General features: G+C 47.4%; 21 protein-coding genes. 4 read left to right on the forward strand and 17 right to left on the reverse strand.

The window, feature by feature from the left end; all coding sequences use genetic code 11:
* Position 1 precedes the first annotated feature (1 nt).
* Complete coding sequence (locus H615_RS0116395) at positions 2 to 1180, forward strand: MFS transporter (RefSeq protein WP_027956153.1); 1179 nt, start codon at positions 2 to 4, stop codon at positions 1178 to 1180.
* Between the two features lie 15 nt (positions 1181 to 1195).
* Here H615_RS0116395 and H615_RS0116400 read toward each other — a convergent pair whose 3' ends face one another.
* From H615_RS0116400 to H615_RS0116425, 6 genes are all read right to left on the reverse strand, one after another.
* Positions 1196 to 2287, reverse strand: a complete 1092-nt coding sequence (locus H615_RS0116400) for a metal ABC transporter solute-binding protein, Zn/Mn family (protein WP_027956154.1) — start codon at positions 2285 to 2287, stop codon at positions 1196 to 1198.
* Between the two features lie 127 nt (positions 2288 to 2414).
* Positions 2415 to 2825 (reverse strand): Fur family transcriptional regulator, encoded by a 411-nt coding sequence (locus H615_RS0116405; RefSeq protein ID WP_027956155.1) that lies wholly within the window; start codon positions 2823 to 2825, stop codon positions 2415 to 2417.
* Positions 2822 to 3679, reverse strand: coding sequence for a metal ABC transporter permease (locus H615_RS0116410; protein WP_027956156.1), 858 nt, complete (start codon positions 3677 to 3679; stop codon positions 2822 to 2824). Before H615_RS0116410 ends, H615_RS0116405 begins: the two co-directional genes overlap by 4 nt.
* 14 nt (positions 3680 to 3693) lie before the next feature.
* Positions 3694 to 4458 carry a metal ABC transporter ATP-binding protein gene (locus H615_RS0116415; RefSeq protein ID WP_027956157.1) on the reverse strand — a complete coding sequence of 255 codons (765 nt, stop codon included), beginning with the start codon at positions 4456 to 4458 and terminating at the stop codon, positions 3694 to 3696.
* 153 nt (positions 4459 to 4611) lie between these two features.
* Complete coding sequence (locus H615_RS0116420) at positions 4612 to 5304, reverse strand: amino acid ABC transporter permease (protein WP_027956158.1); 693 nt, start codon at positions 5302 to 5304, stop codon at positions 4612 to 4614.
* A gap of 10 nt (positions 5305 to 5314) precedes the next feature.
* Entirely contained in the window at positions 5315 to 6196 is an 882-nt protein-coding gene (locus tag H615_RS0116425; RefSeq protein ID WP_027956159.1) for a transporter substrate-binding domain-containing protein, read from the reverse strand.
* 297 nt (positions 6197 to 6493) lie between these two features.
* Here H615_RS0116425 and H615_RS0116430 point away from each other — a divergent pair, with 297 nt between their 5' ends.
* Positions 6494 to 8347 (forward strand): heavy metal translocating P-type ATPase, encoded by a 1854-nt coding sequence (locus H615_RS0116430; RefSeq protein WP_051254759.1) that lies wholly within the window; start codon positions 6494 to 6496, stop codon positions 8345 to 8347.
* 211 nt (positions 8348 to 8558) lie between these two features.
* Here H615_RS0116430 and H615_RS0116435 read toward each other — a convergent pair whose 3' ends face one another.
* From H615_RS0116435 to H615_RS0116445, 3 genes are read right to left on the reverse strand one after another with little or no spacing between them, the layout of a single operon-like run.
* Positions 8559 to 9389, reverse strand: coding sequence for a YihY/virulence factor BrkB family protein (locus tag H615_RS0116435; protein ID WP_027956161.1), 831 nt, complete (start codon positions 9387 to 9389; stop codon positions 8559 to 8561).
* Between the two features lie 21 nt (positions 9390 to 9410).
* Positions 9411 to 9737 carry a hypothetical protein gene (locus H615_RS0116440; RefSeq protein ID WP_027956162.1) on the reverse strand — a complete coding sequence of 109 codons (327 nt, stop codon included), beginning with the start codon at positions 9735 to 9737 and terminating at the stop codon, positions 9411 to 9413.
* Between the two features lie 12 nt (positions 9738 to 9749).
* Positions 9750 to 10217, reverse strand: coding sequence for a low molecular weight protein-tyrosine-phosphatase (locus H615_RS0116445; RefSeq protein WP_027956163.1), 468 nt, complete (start codon positions 10215 to 10217; stop codon positions 9750 to 9752).
* Between the two features lie 218 nt (positions 10218 to 10435).
* On the opposite strand from H615_RS0116445, the gene H615_RS0116450 reads away from it, so the two are divergent.
* Positions 10436 to 11827 carry an alanine/glycine:cation symporter family protein gene (locus H615_RS0116450; RefSeq protein ID WP_027956164.1) on the forward strand — a complete coding sequence of 464 codons (1392 nt, stop codon included), beginning with the start codon at positions 10436 to 10438 and terminating at the stop codon, positions 11825 to 11827.
* Positions 11828 to 11896: 69 nt separating this feature from the next.
* Here the strand turns inward: H615_RS0116450 and H615_RS0116455 are convergent, their stop codons facing one another.
* The 8 genes from H615_RS0116455 to H615_RS0116490 all read right to left on the reverse strand — a co-directional run bounded on the left by H615_RS0116455 (position 11897) and on the right by H615_RS0116490 (position 17389).
* Positions 11897 to 12562, reverse strand: a complete 666-nt coding sequence (locus H615_RS0116455) for an SOS response-associated peptidase (RefSeq protein ID WP_027956165.1) — start codon at positions 12560 to 12562, stop codon at positions 11897 to 11899.
* 65 nt (positions 12563 to 12627) lie between these two features.
* Positions 12628 to 13287 carry a TetR/AcrR family transcriptional regulator gene (locus tag H615_RS0116460; RefSeq protein WP_027956166.1) on the reverse strand — a complete coding sequence of 220 codons (660 nt, stop codon included), beginning with the start codon at positions 13285 to 13287 and terminating at the stop codon, positions 12628 to 12630.
* A 31-nt stretch (positions 13288 to 13318) separates the two neighbouring features.
* Positions 13319 to 14329 (reverse strand): ABC transporter permease, encoded by a 1011-nt coding sequence (locus H615_RS0116465; RefSeq protein ID WP_027956167.1) that lies wholly within the window; start codon positions 14327 to 14329, stop codon positions 13319 to 13321.
* Positions 14326 to 15051 (reverse strand): ABC transporter ATP-binding protein, encoded by a 726-nt coding sequence (locus H615_RS0116470; protein WP_027956168.1) that lies wholly within the window; start codon positions 15049 to 15051, stop codon positions 14326 to 14328. Before H615_RS0116470 ends, H615_RS0116465 begins: the two co-directional genes overlap by 4 nt.
* A gap of 117 nt (positions 15052 to 15168) precedes the next feature.
* Positions 15169 to 15540 (reverse strand): DnaJ family domain-containing protein, encoded by a 372-nt coding sequence (locus H615_RS0116475; protein WP_027956169.1) that lies wholly within the window; start codon positions 15538 to 15540, stop codon positions 15169 to 15171.
* A 2-nt stretch (positions 15541 to 15542) separates the two neighbouring features.
* The gene (locus tag H615_RS0116480; protein WP_027956170.1) at positions 15543 to 16010 is read right to left on the reverse strand and encodes a nucleoside deaminase; all 468 of its coding nucleotides are present in this window, start codon (positions 16008 to 16010) and stop codon (positions 15543 to 15545) included.
* Between the two features lie 10 nt (positions 16011 to 16020).
* On the reverse strand, positions 16021 to 16656 hold the full coding sequence (locus H615_RS0116485) for an MOSC domain-containing protein (RefSeq protein ID WP_027956171.1): 636 nt from the start codon (positions 16654 to 16656) through the stop codon (positions 16021 to 16023).
* A complete protein-coding gene (locus tag H615_RS0116490; protein WP_027956172.1) occupies positions 16646 to 17389 on the reverse strand; it encodes a YkgJ family cysteine cluster protein in 744 nt (247 codons plus the stop codon). The genes H615_RS0116485 and H615_RS0116490 overlap by 11 nt, the downstream gene beginning before the upstream one ends.
* Before the next feature lie 160 nt (positions 17390 to 17549).
* Here H615_RS0116490 and mreBH point away from each other — a divergent pair, with 160 nt between their 5' ends.
* Positions 17550 to 18557, forward strand: coding sequence for a rod-share determining protein MreBH (mreBH, locus tag H615_RS0116495; RefSeq protein WP_027956173.1), 1008 nt, complete (start codon positions 17550 to 17552; stop codon positions 18555 to 18557).
* The last annotated feature ends 155 nt before the right edge of the window (positions 18558 to 18712 follow it).

The raw sequence follows: 18712 nt of genomic DNA on the forward strand, positions 1-18712 counted from the left end.
TATGGTTTCTAATCGCACCAGGTTTTGGATATTAATCGGTCTTGTCACCATATCAGGCTTTTCCCAAGGCATGCTTCTCCCCCTCATTGCGGTCATCCTTGAGCAGAACGGGATTTCGTCTTCTGTGAACGGGATACATGCAACGGGGCTTTACATAGGAATTTTATTATCGTCCCCTTTTATGGAAAAACCACTCCGCAGGTTGGGCTACAAAGCCATCATACTTTTCGGAGGAGCGCTCGTATTCGTTTCACTCGCGCTCTTTCCTTTCTGGCAGGCGCTCTGGTTCTGGTTTATGCTCCGGGTGGCTGTCGGAATCGGTGATCAGATTCTCCACTTCGGTACCCAGACATGGATCACCGCTTCCTCAAACCCGCAGAACCGAGGGCGCAGCATTGCCTATTATGGTCTATTTTTCAGTGTTGGATTCACCCTTGGTCCATTAATGACCAACCTGTTGGAATTCGGGATTTTCGTTCCGTTTCTCCTGTCTTCCTTCTTAAGCTTTATGGTGTGGCTGCTGCTCCTGCGCGTTCGCAGCGAAAAGCCGCCAACCGAGCAGGCCACTGCTTATGGGACAAGTTCATGGAAACGTTTCGGCCGGAGTATCCGTCTGGCATGGCCGGCCTTTTTGCCGCCTCTTGCCTATGGCTTTCTGGAAGCCACCCTGCATGGGATTTTCCCCGTGTACGGCATGCGGATCGGACACGATGTGAACATGTTATCGTTCATCATCCCTTCCTTTGCTGCGGCCAGTTTATTTTCGCAGATTCCTCTAGGCATATTAAGTGACCATATTGGGAGAAAGAAAGTGATATTAACGGTCGTGATGGGCGGCATTGCCGCCTTTCTGCTCGCTGCAGCTTTTGAAGGCTCGATTCCTTGGCTTTTTGCCTCCTTCGCCTTAGGCGGGCTTTTTGTGGGCTCTCTCTTTTCCTTGGGGATTTCCTATATGACCGACCTTCTTCCTAAGGAACTCCTTCCCGCCGGAAACATTCTCTGCGGGATGTCTTTCAGTATCGGAAGTATTCTAGGTCCATTTTTGTCAGGATTCGTTCTGGACCTGTGGCCGGGCCTTTCATTCTTTTATGTCATCGTATCCCTGTTGGTTGTCGTTCTGACAGCGATATTCTTGTACAAACCCCTTCCGTTAGAGAAAAAACAGGCAGCCCTATCCTAAGGGCTGCCTGTTTTTTTATTCTGCGAGTGCTTTATAAAGCACCTCCAGGTTTTGTTCCATCAAGGAGAAGTAATCTTCCCCATTCTCTACATCCTCTTCCGTCAACACAGCAAGGTTATGGAACTGTAGAGGCTCTGCACCGATTTCATCCTGAATGACTTTTGATACTTTAGGAGTGACATTTTGTTCAAAAATCACGTAGCGGAGCTCCTCCTCCTCTGCCAGTTCAATAATTTCTTCCAAGTCTTTCTGGGACGGTTCATTCGTCGGACTCAGGCCGGAAACCGCAATCTGGTCGATGCCGTAAGCTTCCTCCCAGTAACCGTAGGCCGCATGAGAAACGATGATCTTGTCTTTCGGCTGTGATTCCACTTGTTTATGAAACTGCTCGTCCAACGCCGTAAGCTTTCCTTTTAAGGCCTGGAAGTTTTCTTCATACAGGTCTTCCTTTTCTGGATTCAACTCAATAAGCTGTTCCTTAATACCTTCAGCAAGTTCAATGGATCGAACCGGGTCGAGCCAGACGTGCGGATCATTCTCCCCATGATCATGTCCTTCATGACTGCCTTCATGCTCGGCGTGCTCTTCCTCTGTTTCTCCCTCATGACTGTGTTCATGCTCGGCATGCTCTTCTTCTGTTTCGCCCTCATGGTTGTGGTCATGCTCGGCATGCTCTTCTTCTGTTTCGCCTTCATGGCTGTCTTCCGCTCCATGATCATGGACACCTTTTTGCAGGTCCATATCGCCGGCCGCTTCCAACACGGTTGTCCCCTCAGGTTTCAAAGCTTCAGAAATTTTCTCGGCATACCCTTCAAGGCCTGCTCCGTTGTAAACGAACAAATCGGCCCCCGCCATATCTACCATTTCTTTTGTTGTAGGTTCGTACGTATGAGCGTCGGACCCTGGCGGAAGGATCGTTTCCACGTCTACCGTGTCTCCCCCGATTTCACTGGTAAAAAATTGAAGCGGGTAAACTGTTGTATACACCTTGAGAGTGTCCCCGCTCTCTTCTCCTTCTTTCCCATCTCCTGAAGTTTCTTCACTTCCACAGGCACTGAGAAGAAAAACTGCTGTTAATAAAAACGATAATATACCAAATTTCTTCATATGATTTCGTCCTCTCCAAATGGTTCTGCCCAAATCTTAGCGTAATCATTACGGTTTGTAAACAGTAACCATTACCTTTTAATCAATAAAGGAAAGGATGCCTGTGAAGACACCCTTTCCCATCTGTTTAATGACACTGCGGACATTTGCCATAAATTTCAAACTTATGGTTTTCAATATCATAGCCTTTCAAATTCTCATGCACGTTTTCCATCGGACAAAAGGCGATGGATTTAGTTTTTCCACAGTCTGTGCAGATGAAATGATGATGGTGGCCGTCCGTATCACAGCTGAGGCGGAAATGCTTTTCGCCCCCCAGTTCTGTCGACTCCAGAATATCAACCTCCGTCAGCATATAAAGGTTCCGATAGATCGTATCATAACTGACGCTCGGGAAATATCCCTGGAATTCCTTAAGGATTTCCTTAGCCGCAATATACTGGTCCTGACCAGAAAAAATCTTCAGCATACGTTCGCGCTGCTTGGTTCGCTTATATCCCTTTTCCTTCAATCTCTGCAATGCTGTTTCCACATTCATGAAGCCTCACCCTTTATCCATTGCTGGTTTCTAACATTTTTATAAATAATAGACATTACCAGAATCAATATGGCCATGACGACAATCGTTCCACCCGGAGGTACGCTCAGGTGATAGGAGGAGTACAGCCCGACCATGACAGAGACTTCCCCAAACGCGATGGAAAGGCCGATCGTCTGCTTAAAGCTTGTGGCAATCCGGAGTGCGGAAGCCACAGGCAGCGTCATCAGCGCTGATACGAGCAGAATGCCGACGACCTGCATGGCGGAAGCAATCACAAGCGCCACCATGACAATAAATAATAAATGAATCCAACGGCCGTTCACCCCTGATACCGACGCATGTTCCTCATCAAACGATAGAACGAACAATTCCTTATAAAAGAAAATGACTATAAAAATAACAATCACGGTTACCAATAATACCGTCCACATACTGTCGCGGCTTACCGCTGTAACACTTCCGAACAGGTAGCTGAACAAGTCCGTATTAAAACCGTCCGCCAGGGAAATCAAAATGACACCAAGTCCAATCCCTCCGGATAAAATAATAGGGATCGCCAGTTCTTCGTAGTGTTTATATACTTTTCTCAACCGTTCAATCAAAATGGCACCGGCTACAGAAAACGCCATGCCCATATAAACGGGGTTCCAGTCATCAATGGATGACACTCTCTTTTCCAACAGAAGACTGGCCGCAATCCCTGTCAGTGTGATGTGGGACAAGGCGTCAGCAATCAACGATAACCGGCGTACGACGATGAACACTCCAAGGAGAGGAGCGACAATGCCAATCAAAAGACCGGTAATCGCTGCATTCTGTAAAAACTCAAATTGCATAAAACTTTCAAGCACGCTCTTTTTCCTCCTTAGTGACTGTGATTGTGAGTCAGCTGCTGAACGGCGTATCCATAAAGCTGATTCAAATCCTCTTCACTGAATTCCTTGTATTCCTCCGACTGTCCGTGGAAATGGACCGTCTTGTTCATGCACACCACATGGGTGGCATGGTCTGTAATCGTACCAATATCATGACTGATCATAAGCAGCGTAATGCCCCGCTCCTTGTTCAATCTGCCGAGCAGGTCATAAAATTCGGTGACATGCTTAGCATCGACTCCGACGGTGGGCTCGTCCAGAATCATCAATGATGGATCACTGACAAGAGCTCTTGCTATGAACACACGCTGCTGCTGACCGCCGGAAAGATCACCGATCCCGGCATGCGCGTATTCTTCCATCTCGACTGTGCGCAGCGCGTCCATCGCTTTCTCTTTATGTTTTTTATTGAAAAATTTAAACGTGCCTATCCTCGATACGAGACCGGTCTTTACGACTTCAAGAACCGTGGCAGGGAATCCGGAATTGAAACTGTTCGCCTTTTGGGAGACAAAACCGATTTCCTGCCAGTCTTTATATTGTTTCAGTGGTCTGCCGAACAACTGGATCGTTCCTTTATCAGGCTTCTCGAGTCCGAGCATCAATTTAATGAGCGTCGACTTTCCTGATCCGTTGGGTCCGACCAGTCCAAGGAACTGACCTGATTTAATCTCAAGATCTACATCCTGAACGACCGTTTCTCTCTCATATTTAAAGGAGACATTGTCCAACTTTACAATGGTTTGTTCACTCATGGTCCATCCCTCTCAAGATAATAATCATTACGATTTAAAATTCTTTCCCTATCATATAGGAGGTTGCCTGAGGAATCAAGAGAGAAGTTCCCCTATTTTTCTTTATGTAAAGCAAAAGACCAGGACAGGGAACCCTGCACTGGTCTTTGAATATTATAAATATCGGTTGTTTCTTCTTTCCAGATAATCCTGCAGTGCTGAGAAAATCATCGTCAGCGGCCAGTAGATCAATGCCGCTGTAATATACATGGTCATGGAATCCACTGTCCGTCCTGCTGCAATCTGTGCTTTATTCAAAATTTCCGGAACGGAGATCATGGCTGCAAGTGAGGTGGCCTTCAACAAATCAAGAAACACATTTCCTAATGGTGGAATGGCAATCCTCGTCGCCTGCGGCATAATAATCCTGCGTATCGTCTGCCAGTACGTAAATCCAAGAGCACGCGCAGATTCCCACTGTCCATTGGAAACGCTGTTCAAGGAAGCCCGGTTGATTTCAGCAATATAGGCAGCGCTGTTGGTTCCGAATCCGATAATGGCAGCCGTCGTTGCCGGCAGTTTCAATCCTACAACCGGCAGTCCGAAATAAAGGACAAATAAATAAACGAGTATAGGCGTTCCTCTCATAAAGGATATATAAAACCTTGCCGGCCATCGGAGCCAGATACGGCTGGACCCACGTGCCAATGCCAGGAAAAAACCAAGAATGAGACCGATGGCCATCCCAATAACTGCTACAAATAAAGTAAGCGGCACACCTTCCAGGATAAAAGGAAGGTTGGACCAGGCCCGCTCTGCATTAAAGAGCTTCTCGACTTGTATTTCGTTTACTTCTATACCAAACATTTAACGACCCTTACAAATCCAGACCTTCGATTTCACGGATGTCCTCTTCCGGTTCCTTCGAAGCATCCTGGCCGCCGAAGAACTCTTCGGACAGTTCTGTTAATGTTCCATCTTCCTTCATTTCAGCCAATACAGCATCGATTTCCTCTTTCATTGTTTCCGCTTCCTTCGGCATCACAATGGCAGAGTTCGTTGGATGGAATTTCAAATCCGGATGAAGCTGAACTTCAATATCTGTTAAAGCCTTCAGGGCCAGAGACTGCAGATAGTAGTCATTAATGATGAAATCTGTGTTCCCATTCTCTACGTCACGGAGATACACATCATTGGTCACATTGCCATATGTTTTCGTTTCCGCACCGAAATGTTCCGCAATTTGGGAGAAGACCGTTGTCGCTCCACCACCATGAGTCTTGCCTTCAAGATCCTCCAATTTTTCAATACCGGACAAATCCGATTCGCGGACGATCATCGTAGAGTAGGAATATTTGTAAGGCTCACTGAACGCAAACTGTTCCTGGCGATCTTTCGTAATTTCCATATCATTGATAACCGCATCGATTCGACCGCTGTTAATTGCAGACAGCAGACCGTCCACACCATACTCTTCGAATTTCAGTTCAAGGCCGAGGCGGTCGGCGATTTCCCGCATAATTTCCACATCATACCCGGACATTTCATCGGAACCTTCCGGGTAGTAGGAAGCCGGGAAAAGTGTGCCGGATGTTCCGACGACGATTTCTCCTTCTTCCTGAATTTCACTCCACTTACTGTCAGAAGCTTCTTCACTTTCATTATTTGAACCACTGTCCCCTGTGTCTTCACTTGATCCACAAGCAGCCACAATAACAGCCAGCAGTAACATGCTCATAAGTATAAAAGCTTTGCGCATCGTTCTTTCCACCCTCCATTTTTATTCGTGTCACCTGTTTAATATAGCAACTTGACACCTGTCAAATCAACTGTGCTGTCCATTTTTATCAGCTGGGAAATTTTTTGTGGACTTTTCCGTTCAATGTGCTATGATAATACCATGCTCAGATTATAATAATTATAAAATGATAAAACTTATAATTAATTGTGAATGACTTTCATTTGCAATTATGTAAAAGGAGCTGAGAATCAAGTGAATGAAACCCGATCGTTTCCTTACCCGAAACATTGGAAGGAACTGAAATTTCCAGGATATATGAAAGAGCACGCCGAACTGATTGCCGCTCTTGTCAGTGGTATGCTTCTGCTTTCTGCCTGGATAGGAGAAAACTACTGGTCCCCCCCTGTGTACATCACTTTGTACCTCTCCGCCTTTATTATTGGTGGATTTGCCAAGGCGAAAGAGGGATTAGAAGAAACGCTGGAAGACCGGTCATTGAATGTAGAGCTGCTGATGATCCTGGCCGCTGTTGGATCGGCCTCCATCGGTTACTGGACCGAAGGAGCCATCCTGATTTTCATTTTTTCTTTAAGCGGGGCTATGGAAACCTATACGATGAACAAGAGCCATAAGGAAATCTCATCCCTCATGAACCTGCAGCCTGAGCAGGCGCTGCTTGTTTCAGGTGGCCATCAGCAATGGGTGCCTGTAGAACGATTAACCGTCGGAGATGTCATTCGTGTGAAGCCGGGGGAACGTGTCCCGGCTGACGGAGTAATTACTGAAGGAACATCCAGTTTGGATGAAAGCACGATCACAGGAGAGTCCATACCTGCTTCCAAGGGGATGGATCACGAGGTCTTTGCAGGTACGATGAATATCGATGGGAGCCTGCTTGTAGAAGTGACAAAAGAATCAAAGGAAACCTTATTTCAGAAAATCATTACCATGGTTCAAAACGCACAAAGCGAGAAATCGCCATCCCAGCTGTTTATTGAACGGTTTGAAAGCACGTATGTCAAAGCTGTACTTGGAGCAGTAGCAGTCATGATGGTTCTCCCGCACTTCTTATTTGGATGGACCTGGATGGAAACTTTGTACAGGGCGATGATTCTGCTTGTGGTCGCCTCCCCCTGCGCACTGGTCGCCTCTATTATGCCGGCCACCCTTTCAGCTATTACCAATGGGGCGCGTCAGGGAATATTATTTAAAGGCGGCGTCCACCTTGAACACTTGTCCTCCATCAAAGCTTTCGCCTTTGATAAAACCGGTACCCTGACAAAAGGGCAGCCGGTGGTAACGGATTTCGTCACCACGGACAAAGAGGCCGCTGATGATCTGTTATCTGTGGCAGCATCCATTGAGCAGCAATCCAACCATCCTCTTGCAAAAGCTGTCGTGACCTTTGCCGATGAGCAGAAGGTTCCATTTGTAAACGTTGAGGACGTAAAAAATCACAGCGGTAACGGCGTAAGCGGCTGGTACAAAGGTGAGGAATGGACGATTGGAAAAGCCGACTTCATTGGACGGGACGACTGCTCCAGTTTTGAAGGCGGGTTGTTTTCCACATTAGCTGCTGAAGGGAAGACCGTCATTTTTGTAAAACGGAACGGACTCGTTGCGGCCCTTCTTGCCTTGAAGGATACGGTAAGAGAGGATACGAAACGGGCGGTACAGACACTGAAGGATCAGGGGATTTATACAATTATGCTGACTGGAGATAATACTGCTACAGCAGAGGCCATTGCTCGTGAAGCAGGGATTGACCAATACATCTCCGAATGTCTGCCTGATCAAAAGCTGGAGGAAATCAAGCGGTTAAAACAGCACTTCCCTCACGTCGCTATGGTCGGAGACGGCATTAATGATGCACCAGCGCTGGCAGAGGCTGATGTAGGAGTTGCTATGGGAGAAGGTACAGATGTCGCCTTAGAGACAGCTGATGTTGTCCTTATGAAAAATGATCTTCCGAAAATCGCCCGTGCCATGGAACTTTCCAAACGCATGAACCGGATCATTAAACAGAACGTCATATTTTCTATCACCGTCATTATGCTGCTCATCATGAGTAACTTTCTCCAGTGGCTGGACCTTCCGCTTGGCGTCATCGGACATGAAGGAAGCACGATTCTCGTCATCCTGAACGGACTCCGTCTCTTAAAAAACTAAAAATGTGGGTGCGATGTACACATCCAGTGCTGTTCCTGAAGGCATCATAACCGAACGCTCCCCTTCTTATCCATAACCCTTTCCTGCCTGATTCATTTTCAAAAGGTAGGAGCTGCGAGTTTTTTTACGGCCCTGAAACGAAAGGTTGATAAGACAAATTCAACAGAATACCTGTAAAAAAAGCTGTCGGGTGTAACCCCGACAGCTCTTTTCATCCCCATGTATCTTCTGTCCTGCGATGGTAGGTCATGGCATTAATCTCACCACCGAGAATAATGACGATTCCGGAAAGATAAAGCCAGATCATCAGGACGATCACCCCTCCAAGACTTCCATACATCGCTGAGAAGTTTCCCAGATTGCTCACATAAAAGGAGAACAACAGCGATACAAGCTGCCAGCTGATGGTAGCAAAAACGGCTCCTCCTACGGTATCCCTGTATTTCAACCGCTTATTTGGAGCTGTTACATAAAGGAAGGAAAGAACGACATAGAAAATGACCGAAGAAATGACCCAGCGCAGTCCATTCCATAAGCCGATAAAGCTTTCGGATAAACCGAAATAAGAAAACAAATGAACTCCGATGGCCTGCCCCGCTACCGGAAGCAGAAAAGCGATCCCGATGACAACGACCATAGCGATGGTCAAGACGATGGCGATCATTCTTGAAACGATAAAGGATCGGCTTTCCTTCACGCTGTGAGCCCTGTTAAAGGCACGCATAATCGCATTGACCCCGTTCGATGCGGCCCAAAGCGTGCCTACCAGCCCGATGGATAACAGGCTTCCGTTCTCATCTGAAAAAAGGGAGGTGACGTTTTCCGTAATGATCTCGAACGTATCGGCAGGAGCATACGCACTTACGAATGTGAGAACGCGCTGTTCATCAATATGTAGATACCCTAGAAGCGTGAGCAGGAATATCATAAATGGAAATAATGATAACAGAAAGAAGTAGGCAAGCTGGGCAGCCATTCCGCCTACATCATCCTCCCCGAACCGGGTGAAAAGTTCCCGGAAGAAATTCTTGATGACTTTCATGATATTCCATCACTCCTGTAATCAGGAAGCGTTGTCGGAATTGTCCGCAGCTCTCAACTGGTCGTTGACCTCCTGATTGATTTCCCCTACTTTATTTAGCATACTCTCTGCCTTGTCTAATAATTCAAGAAGATCTTCGACTCCTTTGTTCAGCTGCTTGGAAAACGACTCATAGCTTACCCGCAGAGAGTGAACAGCTTCTGACGGACTTGCAGCAATCTGACGGCACTTGGAACCGGCGGCTTTCGATTTCCGGCCAACCATTGTGCGTGTATCTTTATCAATCAAGGCAGCTGCAGCACCTGCCGCAGCACCGATCAATATACCTTTCCATAATGTCTGTCCCATACTTCTTCCTCCTCAAAGGTTATGTTCTTTTTTTACAGCCGCCAGCAGTTCAGCACACCCCTGCTGGACAAGCTCATAAACGTAATCAAAATTCCCTGTGTAATAGGGATCGGGCACTTCATCCACATCCAGCTGCGGAAGATAGTCCATCAGTTTGGTTATGGTCACACCATCTTTCTGCCGGATGCTGTAAAGATCCCGGATATTCTTCTCGTCCATGGCCACAAGGTAATCAAACTCATCCCAGTCCGTTCCCTTGACCTGACGAGCGGTCATGCCTTCATAGGAGACATTATTCTTATCTAAAATGTCCTGTGTTCCCTCATGAGGCTGTGACCCCGTATGCCAATGACCGGTCCCGGCAGAATCCACAGTTATCTGACTGCTCAGGTTCTCTTTTTCCACAAGGTTCCTGAAGACCGCTTCAGCCATCGGAGACCTGCAGATGTTGCCGAGACAAACAAATAAAACTCGTATCATGTTGGTTCCTCCATCATAGTATTTCTAACTGTACTAATTCTATAAGGTGACACATAATCCTGCCTGGTGCAACTATTCTTCCATTTCATTCCCTTTACGTCTCTCCTCGAACCGCTTTTCGACACCATTTTATAAAAAGAGGTTGACAGACGCTCAGAATTTTCGGAATATTTTATACATGGAATGTTTTTATTTTTTTATCTTTAAGGGGGATGACAATGGGAGAACAGAGTGCACTTCATAGTTTTTTAAGTGAACTGAGTGGTCTGGTCTGGGGCCCTGTCCTGCTGATTCTGCTGGTAGGTACAGGGGTTTATTTAACTTTACGACTCGGTTTTCTCCAGTTCAGAACACTGCCTTATGCACTGAGGCTGGCGTTTAAACCGGACAAAAAGAAAAAGCCGGGAGAAAAAGGGGATATTTCCCACTATCAGGCTTTAACAACTGCGCTTGCGGCAACCATCGGCACCGGGAACATCGCCGGGGTCGCGACTGCTGTCGTGCTCGGCGGACCTGGAGCCGTTTTCTGGATGTGGATTACGGCAGTCTTCGGGATGGCGACGAAATACGCAGAAGCCGTCCTTGCCGTTAAATATCGCATTGAAGGAAAAGACGGGCAAATGTCCGGCGGGCCGATGTATTACCTGTCACGCGGATTGAAAACGAAGTGGCTGGGACAGCCGCTCGGGATATTATTCGCCCTATTCGGTGCCGTAGCCGCATTCGGAATCGGGAACATGGTACAATCCAACTCCGTCTCTGACGTTGTTGAGGGAACTTTCAACATCTCCCCTTGGGTGACAGGGATTGTGTTGACGCTGCTGGCCGGACTGGTCCTCCTCGGAGGAATTAAAAGCATCGGACGGGTGACAGCCTTCTTCGTTCCGATTATGGCCATCTTCTATGTGATCGGCGCCTTGATCATTCTTATCCTTAATGCTGATTTGATTCTGCCTGCCTTCGGTACCATCTTCTCTGACGCTTTCACAGCGAATGCTGTAGGCGGCGGTATTCTGGGAAGCGTGATTCGTTACGGGGTCGCCCGTGGGGTTTTCTCCAATGAAGCCGGACTCGGTTCCGCTCCGATTGCAGCAGCGGCTGCAAGAACGGACTATGCCGGACGACAGGCCCTCGTGTCGATGACCCAGGTCTTTATTGATACCATTATCGTTTGTACAATGACCGGGCTGACCATCGTCATGGCCGGCCAGTATCAGGGCGGCCTTGACGGCGCTGATCTGACCTCCGCATCCTTTGAGCTTTTCCTAGGTGAATTCGGAGCTTATGTTGTTACCATCGGTTTGATTTTCTTTGCTTTCTCCACGATCGTAGGCTGGTCCTATTACGGAGAAAAATGCTTCGGTTATTTAACGAATCAGCGCTTCATCGGTTTGTATAAAATTGTATTTGTAGCCTTTGTTCTCGTGGGATCCGTTTCTCAGCTGAGCACCGTATGGGTTTTCGCTGATGTAATGAACGGATTAATGGCCTTTCCGAACTTGATCGGCCTGCTCCTTTTATCCGGGGTCGTAGCGGCCGAGACGAACAAGTTCCTGAAAGTAGCCAAACAGGAAAAACAGCAGGAGAAAGAACAACGCCAGGTCGGATAATGCGGTCTGCGTGCAGTCAATCCTTTCTCAACAAATTGAAACCCGAAGCAGATCCTGCTTCGGGTTGTTTTATGTCAGCGGCCGTATGCACGCCTCATCTTCATTTTTGGCTGAATTCACATGTGTACTGACTTCATACATCGATAAATCATCCATCGTAAGCTGATCCAGGAATTCTTTCGCCTGATGTGCCTCCCACTGCACAGGTGTGATCCAGTCGTCCTGCTGGTCCTGTGGAAGGATGACCGGCATGCGGTCGTGAACAGGAGCCACGTCCTCATTTGCTTCCTTAGTCAGTATTGTACACGTATATAGAGGTTCACCGCCGCCTTTCCATTGATCCCATAAGCCGGCAAAAGCAAACAATGTCCTGTCTTCCGGTTGAATCCGAAGCGGCTGCTTCCCACTCCCGGTTTTTTTCCATTCATAAAAGCTGTCCGCTGCAATCAAGCATCGCTTCCTGCTCATCAATTTCCGGTAACTCGGCTTCTCATGAGCGGTTTCGCTTCTGGCATTGATCATCTTATAGCCGATTTTCGGGTCTTTCGACCAGGAAGGGACAAGTCCCCACTTCATGAAACCGGCCCGCTTTTCTCTGCCGTCATGAATCACAGCCAGTACCTGCTGCCCGGGGGCGATATTGTATCTTGGCTCATAACCATGAATCGGTTGGGAAATGCCGAACTCTCTAAGGATCTCCGCTTCTTCAGCTAAAAGTGTATACCTTCCACACATCGGGCATCCTCCTTTTTTCCAGTATAAAGGGTTCCCTGATTTCAGGAAAACCATCGGATCCTCTATTATTTTTCTGCAAGCCCATACATGATGAAGGCTATCGTTTGTTCAATCTCCTGATCGTCATCCCACTCCAAATCAGGAGAAAGAATGAATCGTGTAACGAGAAACCCCATCACCGAGGACATAATCATTCGTATGATCGTGCCGTTCGGCCTGTCCATCACCTGCCCCGCCTCCTTCAGGCGGTCAAGCGCTGCTTCAAATTTCGGGTACACGTCTTTAACAAAAACTTCCTGAAACCGTTGCTGAAGTTCTGGATGAAAAGCCATTTCCTGAAGAACAATTCTCAGCAGAGGAGCATTTTCTGCGGCGAAAGCAAACCTGTCCTTTAAAATCGTCCGCAGCAGATTTTCAAATTCCTCCTGCGGTTCATCAAAAACATTTCTGGTGAACCGTGCAGCAAAAAAAGGAACCATGAACTTCGCCATAAACGGGGTGACAATCGAAATCAGCAGTTCTTTTTTCGTTCTATAATGTCTGAAAATGGTTCCTTCAGCAACATTGGCCCGTTGAGCAATTTCACTCGTTGACGATGAAGCATACCCTTTCTCCGCAAAAATTTCGACAGCCGCCTGAAGAATCTGCGCTTGCTTCGGTGTCAGCTTTTTTTCTTCTCCATCCGCCTGCTCCAGTTCTTCCATCATATCCTTAAATTCATTCATTGCCTGTCTCCTTCAATTTTATTCCAACGCTTTACAGCGGCCTGTGTTTTTTCAGAGCGATGATGTTCAGAGCAGTGAAGAGCGCTGTAAACCCAATCAGGATAAAAACCTCCATCTGAAACGATTCCCAGGATGCTCCTCTTAACATAATATCCCTGAGCGCCTCTGCCCCATAAGTCAACGGCATCAGATTTCCAACCACCTGAACCCATTCTGCCAGTCCCTCGGTCGGAAACAAACCGGAGAAAAAGACCTGGGGAACGATAACCAGCGGGATAAACTGAATCATTTGAAATTCGTTACCGGCAAATGCCGATACAAGTGTTCCCAGGCTCAACGCTGTCAAGGCCATCAAAATAGTAACAAGAAGGACGTATAAGAAATTCCCCGCCATAAATACATCCAGCACATAAATCGAATAGGCGGCAATGACAACGGATTGTGCAATCGTAAATAAACCAAATCCCCCTAAATATCCGAAGACGACCTCACTCCGCCGGATAGGTGACGCCAGCAGACGCTCCAAAGTCCCCTGCGTCCGTTCACGAAGAAAGGAAACTCCACCGACGATGAACACAAAGAAGAAAACAAAAAAACCGATCAATGCAGGTCCGACATAATCAAACAGGCCCAATTCAGAAGAGCCGTTCCAATATTCCCATTCGATCGGAGAGCTCTGCTCTGATAACTGCTTCTGAAGCTTACTCCTGACGGCACCTGAAGTATTTGGGTCACTGCCTTCAAGTGTCAGGACAGGCACACCATCCTCCAACTGAAGCATACCGTCGATTTCAGCTCTGTCCAGATCCTCTTCTGCTTCCTGTTCTTCCATGACGGTCACCGTCATCCCCTCTGTTTCTATTGATTCAACGAAATGCTCCGGCACGCCGACAGCGGCAATCTCAACTGCTGCTTCGTCTGTATCCAGAACCAGCCACATCAGGGTTAAGACCAGCAGGGGAGCTGCAATCATCAAAGCGGCACTCCTCTTATCACGCCGGAACTGTCTGAGTATCCGTTTTATAACAGCTGCTGTATTCATGCCCGGATCCCTCCTCCATAATGCAGGAAGACCTCTTCCATGGAGGAAACTTCCAACTTCGATTTCAACCGGAACGGAGTATCCTCCGCCATCATTCTCCCGCCACGCAGCAGGGCAAGACGTCCGCATTTTTCTGCTTCGTCCATCACATGGGTCGTCACGATGATGGTCACACCGTTGTCTCTCAATCTATTCAACTCATTCCAAATGGACTGCCGGAGAACAGGGTCAATGCCGACTGTCGGCTCATCCAAAATGATCAGATCAGGCTCGTGTATGAGAGATGCCGCCAGCGACAGCCTCCTTTTCATCCCCCCGGAGTATGTGTGTACAGGTCGGGAGGCATCCACAGTCAAGTTCACCATATCCAGGACGTGCTCCATTCGTAAACGCCGGTCCTTCCTGCTCATCCCGTACAACGAGGCAAAAAAATCAAGATTCTCCCTCCCTGTTAACTCTGAATAAAGAGCATCCGATTGAGCCATAAATCCAAACTGCTTCATCTGCTTCAGCGCCGGCATTTTCTCCCCATTCAACTTCACTACGCCTTCGGAAGGACGTAGAAGACCGGTCATCAATTTAACCAGCGTCGTTTTTCCGGATCCTGAAGGACCAAGCAAACCATAGATTTCCCCCTTTTCAACGTTCAGATCCACGTCGTGGATCACCTGAAGCTTCCCAAACCAATGTGAAATGCTGTTCATTTCCACGGCAGTCTCCATATGTTTCACGCTCCTTTTTTTAAAGAGTGAGTGATTACTCACTTTTATTATACATAATGAAGAAGCTGGAAAGATAGAAGAAAAATAAAAAAGCAGCCCTGAAAACAGGCTGCCTGACTATAAACCGAATTTGTTGTCGATTTTCCGTTGATACTGCTGAAATGCAGAGGATTCACTCCACTTTCGCTTTTCCATGAGAATGTCGAACCGGATCTGCTTTTCAGTGATCTTCTTTTTGTAGTGCGCCGATAACTGAGGGTCTTTGATTTCCGCGAGAATATCCTCAAGCTCACTGATTTCCTTTTTCAGCACCATTTCCTCCGGCAGCATGTTGGCATTCTTTAAGATCCGATAGCTGTTCCTTACTTCCTCCGGAAGGTGAGCGAACTCATCTTTGGGAAGGGGTTTCCCGCGGCCGGGCAGATGGTCGAAATCTCCATCTTTCAATGCCTGTTTGATTTTTTCTTCAACAAGATGTGCATAATCCACCGTCAACGCCCCTGTTCTACTGATTTTTCCGCATAAAGCAGCATCGCATTCATCTCCTGGTCCTCTACCGGCTCGTATTCATAGGTAATCCTCCTCGATTCCTTCGGCTGAGCAATCTGGGCATAGACTTCACCGGAAAGGGAAAGACCCGCCTCTGCCGCTTCTTCCACAGATTGAGAATAGACGACCGTCTGAATACCGGAAAAATAAATGGCAGTCAGACACATCGAACAGGGTTCACCACTGGCATAAAGGACACAATCACTTAAATCAACCGAACCTCTTTGCTGCTGGGCCCGTCTTATTGCCAGCATTTCAGCATGGCCGCTCACATCAGGATGTTTGTGCAGTTCATTTACACCTTCGGCTATAACCTCCCCGGCAGAAACTAGAACAGCTCCAAAGGGATGACCGCCCTCTTCTACATTTTCACAGGCGAGTTCCAGTGCACGTTCGGAAAATGAATTCATACAGTTCCTCCTAAAGACGTTTTTTCAAAGACTCTTTCAACCCTTCTGCAAGAGGTTCAAGATGGATAACCTTTTCTAGAAGCTCTTTGTTATCCCTGTCGTGGTATCGAAGCTGATTCACATCATCCACCGTCACCCCAGCAGGATGAGCTTCAACCAGGCTGAGGTAATCCCCGGCCTGAACGGTTCCTTCTTTTAACACCCTCAAGTAAAAACCGGTAAACCCTTCTTTCATGACCTGGGCAGGGAAATCATCAATTCCATGGGTACGGGCAATGATATAACAAGGCTTACGCGGCTCAGAGATCTGAAGGAGAGCTTCCCCCACCTGGAAAATGTCCCCGATATGAACCTCTTCCTCCGACACGCCTTCCACTGTTATATTTTCACCAAAAGAAGGGAAAGCAAACGACTGACCATAGTGTTCTTCCCAATGCCGGTAATGCTGGGCAGGATAAAGACAGACCGCCTTATCTCTACCCCCATGATTCTTTTTATCAGCCTGCTCGTCCCCTTCAAAGTTCCAGTACGATAAAAAAGCTGGTGTGGATACCGGCTTTTTGCGATACGCACTCTCCAATTCACCTTTACTCGTCTCATACGTTTCCGGCCGGCCGACATTTAAAGATAAGAGCTTATACTTCATAAAACTCCCCTTCCCTGTACTTTTGGATCCACGCCGGCAGGTAATCATACTGCCAGGCATCCATCGGGTAATCAACAAACACATCCTCACCGTTTTCATAGAGCGCCTGAATCAGTTCATTCATACTGGTGAAATAAAAGGAATACAAGAATTCATAACTGAACGGCTCCTTCGGCATGGCATGATCGGCGCACACCTGGGGATCGCTGTAATTCAAGTACGTACGGCAGGGAATCGGACGTACTTCATAGGCCATACAAAGCTGGGTTTCCGGATCGAGCATCGGACAAGGCAGATTCAAACGCTTGTAGGCCAGCTTCGTATCCGGATCTTCATAATCCATAGCGAGGGCTTTCTGAAGCTTTTTCTCCTGGGCAGGGAAGTAACTCTCCCAATGGTCAAATATCTTCTGTCTGCGCTCAGCAGAAAACTGCTGGATGGAACGGAAAAGCAGCTTCGCTTCCAATTTTGTCAGGACAATTGGAAAATAACAGCAGAAAGCACATCCCATAAAACAATTCGGTTTCATCGAAGCGAAATCCTCCATGCGCTCAATTTCATGGTCCACTTCAGATAAAAGCCGTTCAAATCCTTCCAGAATCACAGCCTCTGTATCTTTTTCACTATCAAGCAGATCATCAACAATCTGGTCAAAAAATCCCGGGTCCACTTCATACGATTGGTTGATACGCTCTGACTTTTTAATAATATCTTCATGTTTCAAAAATCTCATTTTCAAACTCCTCTATCTATCCATAGTCTTATTATACATGTCACAGAGACTTTCCTACTATAAGCAGAGTCCACGAATTTCCTGTTGTTTAACCCCCATAAAACTCCTATGATATGAGAAGACATATAAGAGAATCTGTCATCTTTGGAGGTACGTCTAAATGTTATCAAATGCTGAAATCGGTATCGACCTCGGTACTGCAAACATACTTATCTATTCCAAGTCTAAAGGAATTCTGCTGAACGAGCCATCTGTCGTTGCTTACAATACTGAAACCAAGAACGTCGTTGCTGTCGGAAAAGAAGCGAAAGAAATGGTAGGAAAGACCCCTCGGAACATTATTCCTGTCCGCCCGCTTCGTGACGGGGTTATTGCCGACTATGACATGACAGCACAAATGTTGAAAGAGCTGTTGAAAAAAGTTTCCAAAAAATCAGGAATATCTATGCGCAAACCAACGGTCGTTATCTGTACACCATCCGGATCCACGTCTGTGGAGCGCCGCGCGATTCACAATGCTGTCAAAAGCTACGGCGCCAAGCACGTACACCTGATCGAAGAGCCGATTGCTGCAGCGATCGGCGCAGACCTGCCCGTAGACGAACCGATCGCAAACGTTGTCGTCGATATCGGCGGTGGAACGAGTGAGGTCGCGATTATTTCCTTCGGCGGCGTCGTTTCCTGCAAATCCATCCGTACAGGTGGAGATGTGATGGATGAGGAAATCATCCAATACGTACGCAAAGCCTACAATGTCCTGATCGGTGAACGAACCGCAGAACAGATTAAAATGGAAATCGGCTATGCCTTGATCGATCATCCGGAAGAAACGATGGAAGTACGCGGCCGCGACATGGTCACAGGGCTGCCGAAAACTATCGAATTGAAATCAACGGAAATCCAGCAGGCTCTGAAGGAATCACTCGATCAGCTTCTGGAAACCATCCGCGCCACCCTGGAAGAATGCCCGCCGGAATTAAGCGGCGACATTGTCGATCACGGTGTCATCCTTACAGGAGGCGGATCGCTACTGAACGGCATGCAGGAATGGCTGTCCAACGAAATTTCCGTCCCTGTACACATGGCTCCGAGCCCGCTCGAATCCGTAGCCATAGGAACCGGCCGCTCCCTCAAAATGATCCAGAAACTACAAAAAGCCAGTAAGTAACCCAGAAATGCGGAAGTGCCCCGATAGTCCCGACAAGCATAAGACAAGCAGCGCAGTGGAGTGACCTTCCTCCACGGAGGTGATTGACTTATGACCTCGAGGGACTGGGCACTGCAGCTGGACATCCCAGAAATGCGGAGCCATCCCATTCAAAA

This window comes from Halobacillus kuroshimensis DSM 18393, assembly GCF_000425705.1.
Taxonomy (GTDB): Bacteria; Bacillota; Bacilli; order Bacillales; family Halobacillaceae; genus Halobacillus; species Halobacillus kuroshimensis.

Coding starts and splice junctions, on each gene's coding strand:
- H615_RS0116400 (WP_027956154.1), bottom strand. CDS start 2,287: ATGAAGAAATTTGGTATATTATCGTTTTTATTAACAGCAGTTTTTCTT.
- H615_RS0116490 (WP_027956172.1), bottom strand. CDS start 17,389: ATGAGATTTTTGAAACATGAAGATATTATTAAAAAGTCAGAGCGTATC.
- H615_RS0116450 (WP_027956164.1), top strand. CDS start 10,436: ATGGGAGAACAGAGTGCACTTCATAGTTTTTTAAGTGAACTGAGTGGT.
- H615_RS0116485 (WP_027956171.1), bottom strand. CDS start 16,656: ATGAAGTATAAGCTCTTATCTTTAAATGTCGGCCGGCCGGAAACGTAT.
- H615_RS0116420 (WP_027956158.1), bottom strand. CDS start 5,304: ATGTTTGGTATAGAAGTAAACGAAATACAAGTCGAGAAGCTCTTTAAT.
- H615_RS0116435 (WP_027956161.1), bottom strand. CDS start 9,389: ATGAAAGTCATCAAGAATTTCTTCCGGGAACTTTTCACCCGGTTCGGG.
- H615_RS0116465 (WP_027956167.1), bottom strand. CDS start 14,329: ATGAATACAGCAGCTGTTATAAAACGGATACTCAGACAGTTCCGGCGT.
- H615_RS0116480 (WP_027956170.1), bottom strand. CDS start 16,010: ATGAATTCATTTTCCGAACGTGCACTGGAACTCGCCTGTGAAAATGTA.
- H615_RS0116395 (WP_027956153.1), top strand. CDS start 2: ATGGTTTCTAATCGCACCAGGTTTTGGATATTAATCGGTCTTGTCACC.
- H615_RS0116405 (WP_027956155.1), bottom strand. CDS start 2,825: ATGAATGTGGAAACAGCATTGCAGAGATTGAAGGAAAAGGGATATAAG.
- H615_RS0116455 (WP_027956165.1), bottom strand. CDS start 12,562: ATGTGTGGAAGGTATACACTTTTAGCTGAAGAAGCGGAGATCCTTAGA.
- H615_RS0116445 (WP_027956163.1), bottom strand. CDS start 10,217: ATGATACGAGTTTTATTTGTTTGTCTCGGCAACATCTGCAGGTCTCCG.
- H615_RS0116415 (WP_027956157.1), bottom strand. CDS start 4,458: ATGAGTGAACAAACCATTGTAAAGTTGGACAATGTCTCCTTTAAATAT.
- H615_RS0116425 (WP_027956159.1), bottom strand. CDS start 6,196: ATGCGCAAAGCTTTTATACTTATGAGCATGTTACTGCTGGCTGTTATT.
- H615_RS0116440 (WP_027956162.1), bottom strand. CDS start 9,737: ATGGGACAGACATTATGGAAAGGTATATTGATCGGTGCTGCGGCAGGT.
- H615_RS0116460 (WP_027956166.1), bottom strand. CDS start 13,287: ATGAATGAATTTAAGGATATGATGGAAGAACTGGAGCAGGCGGATGGA.
- mreBH (WP_027956173.1), top strand. CDS start 17,550: ATGTTATCAAATGCTGAAATCGGTATCGACCTCGGTACTGCAAACATA.
- H615_RS0116470 (WP_027956168.1), bottom strand. CDS start 15,051: ATGGAGACTGCCGTGGAAATGAACAGCATTTCACATTGGTTTGGGAAG.
- H615_RS0116430 (WP_051254759.1), top strand. CDS start 6,494: ATGAAAGAGCACGCCGAACTGATTGCCGCTCTTGTCAGTGGTATGCTT.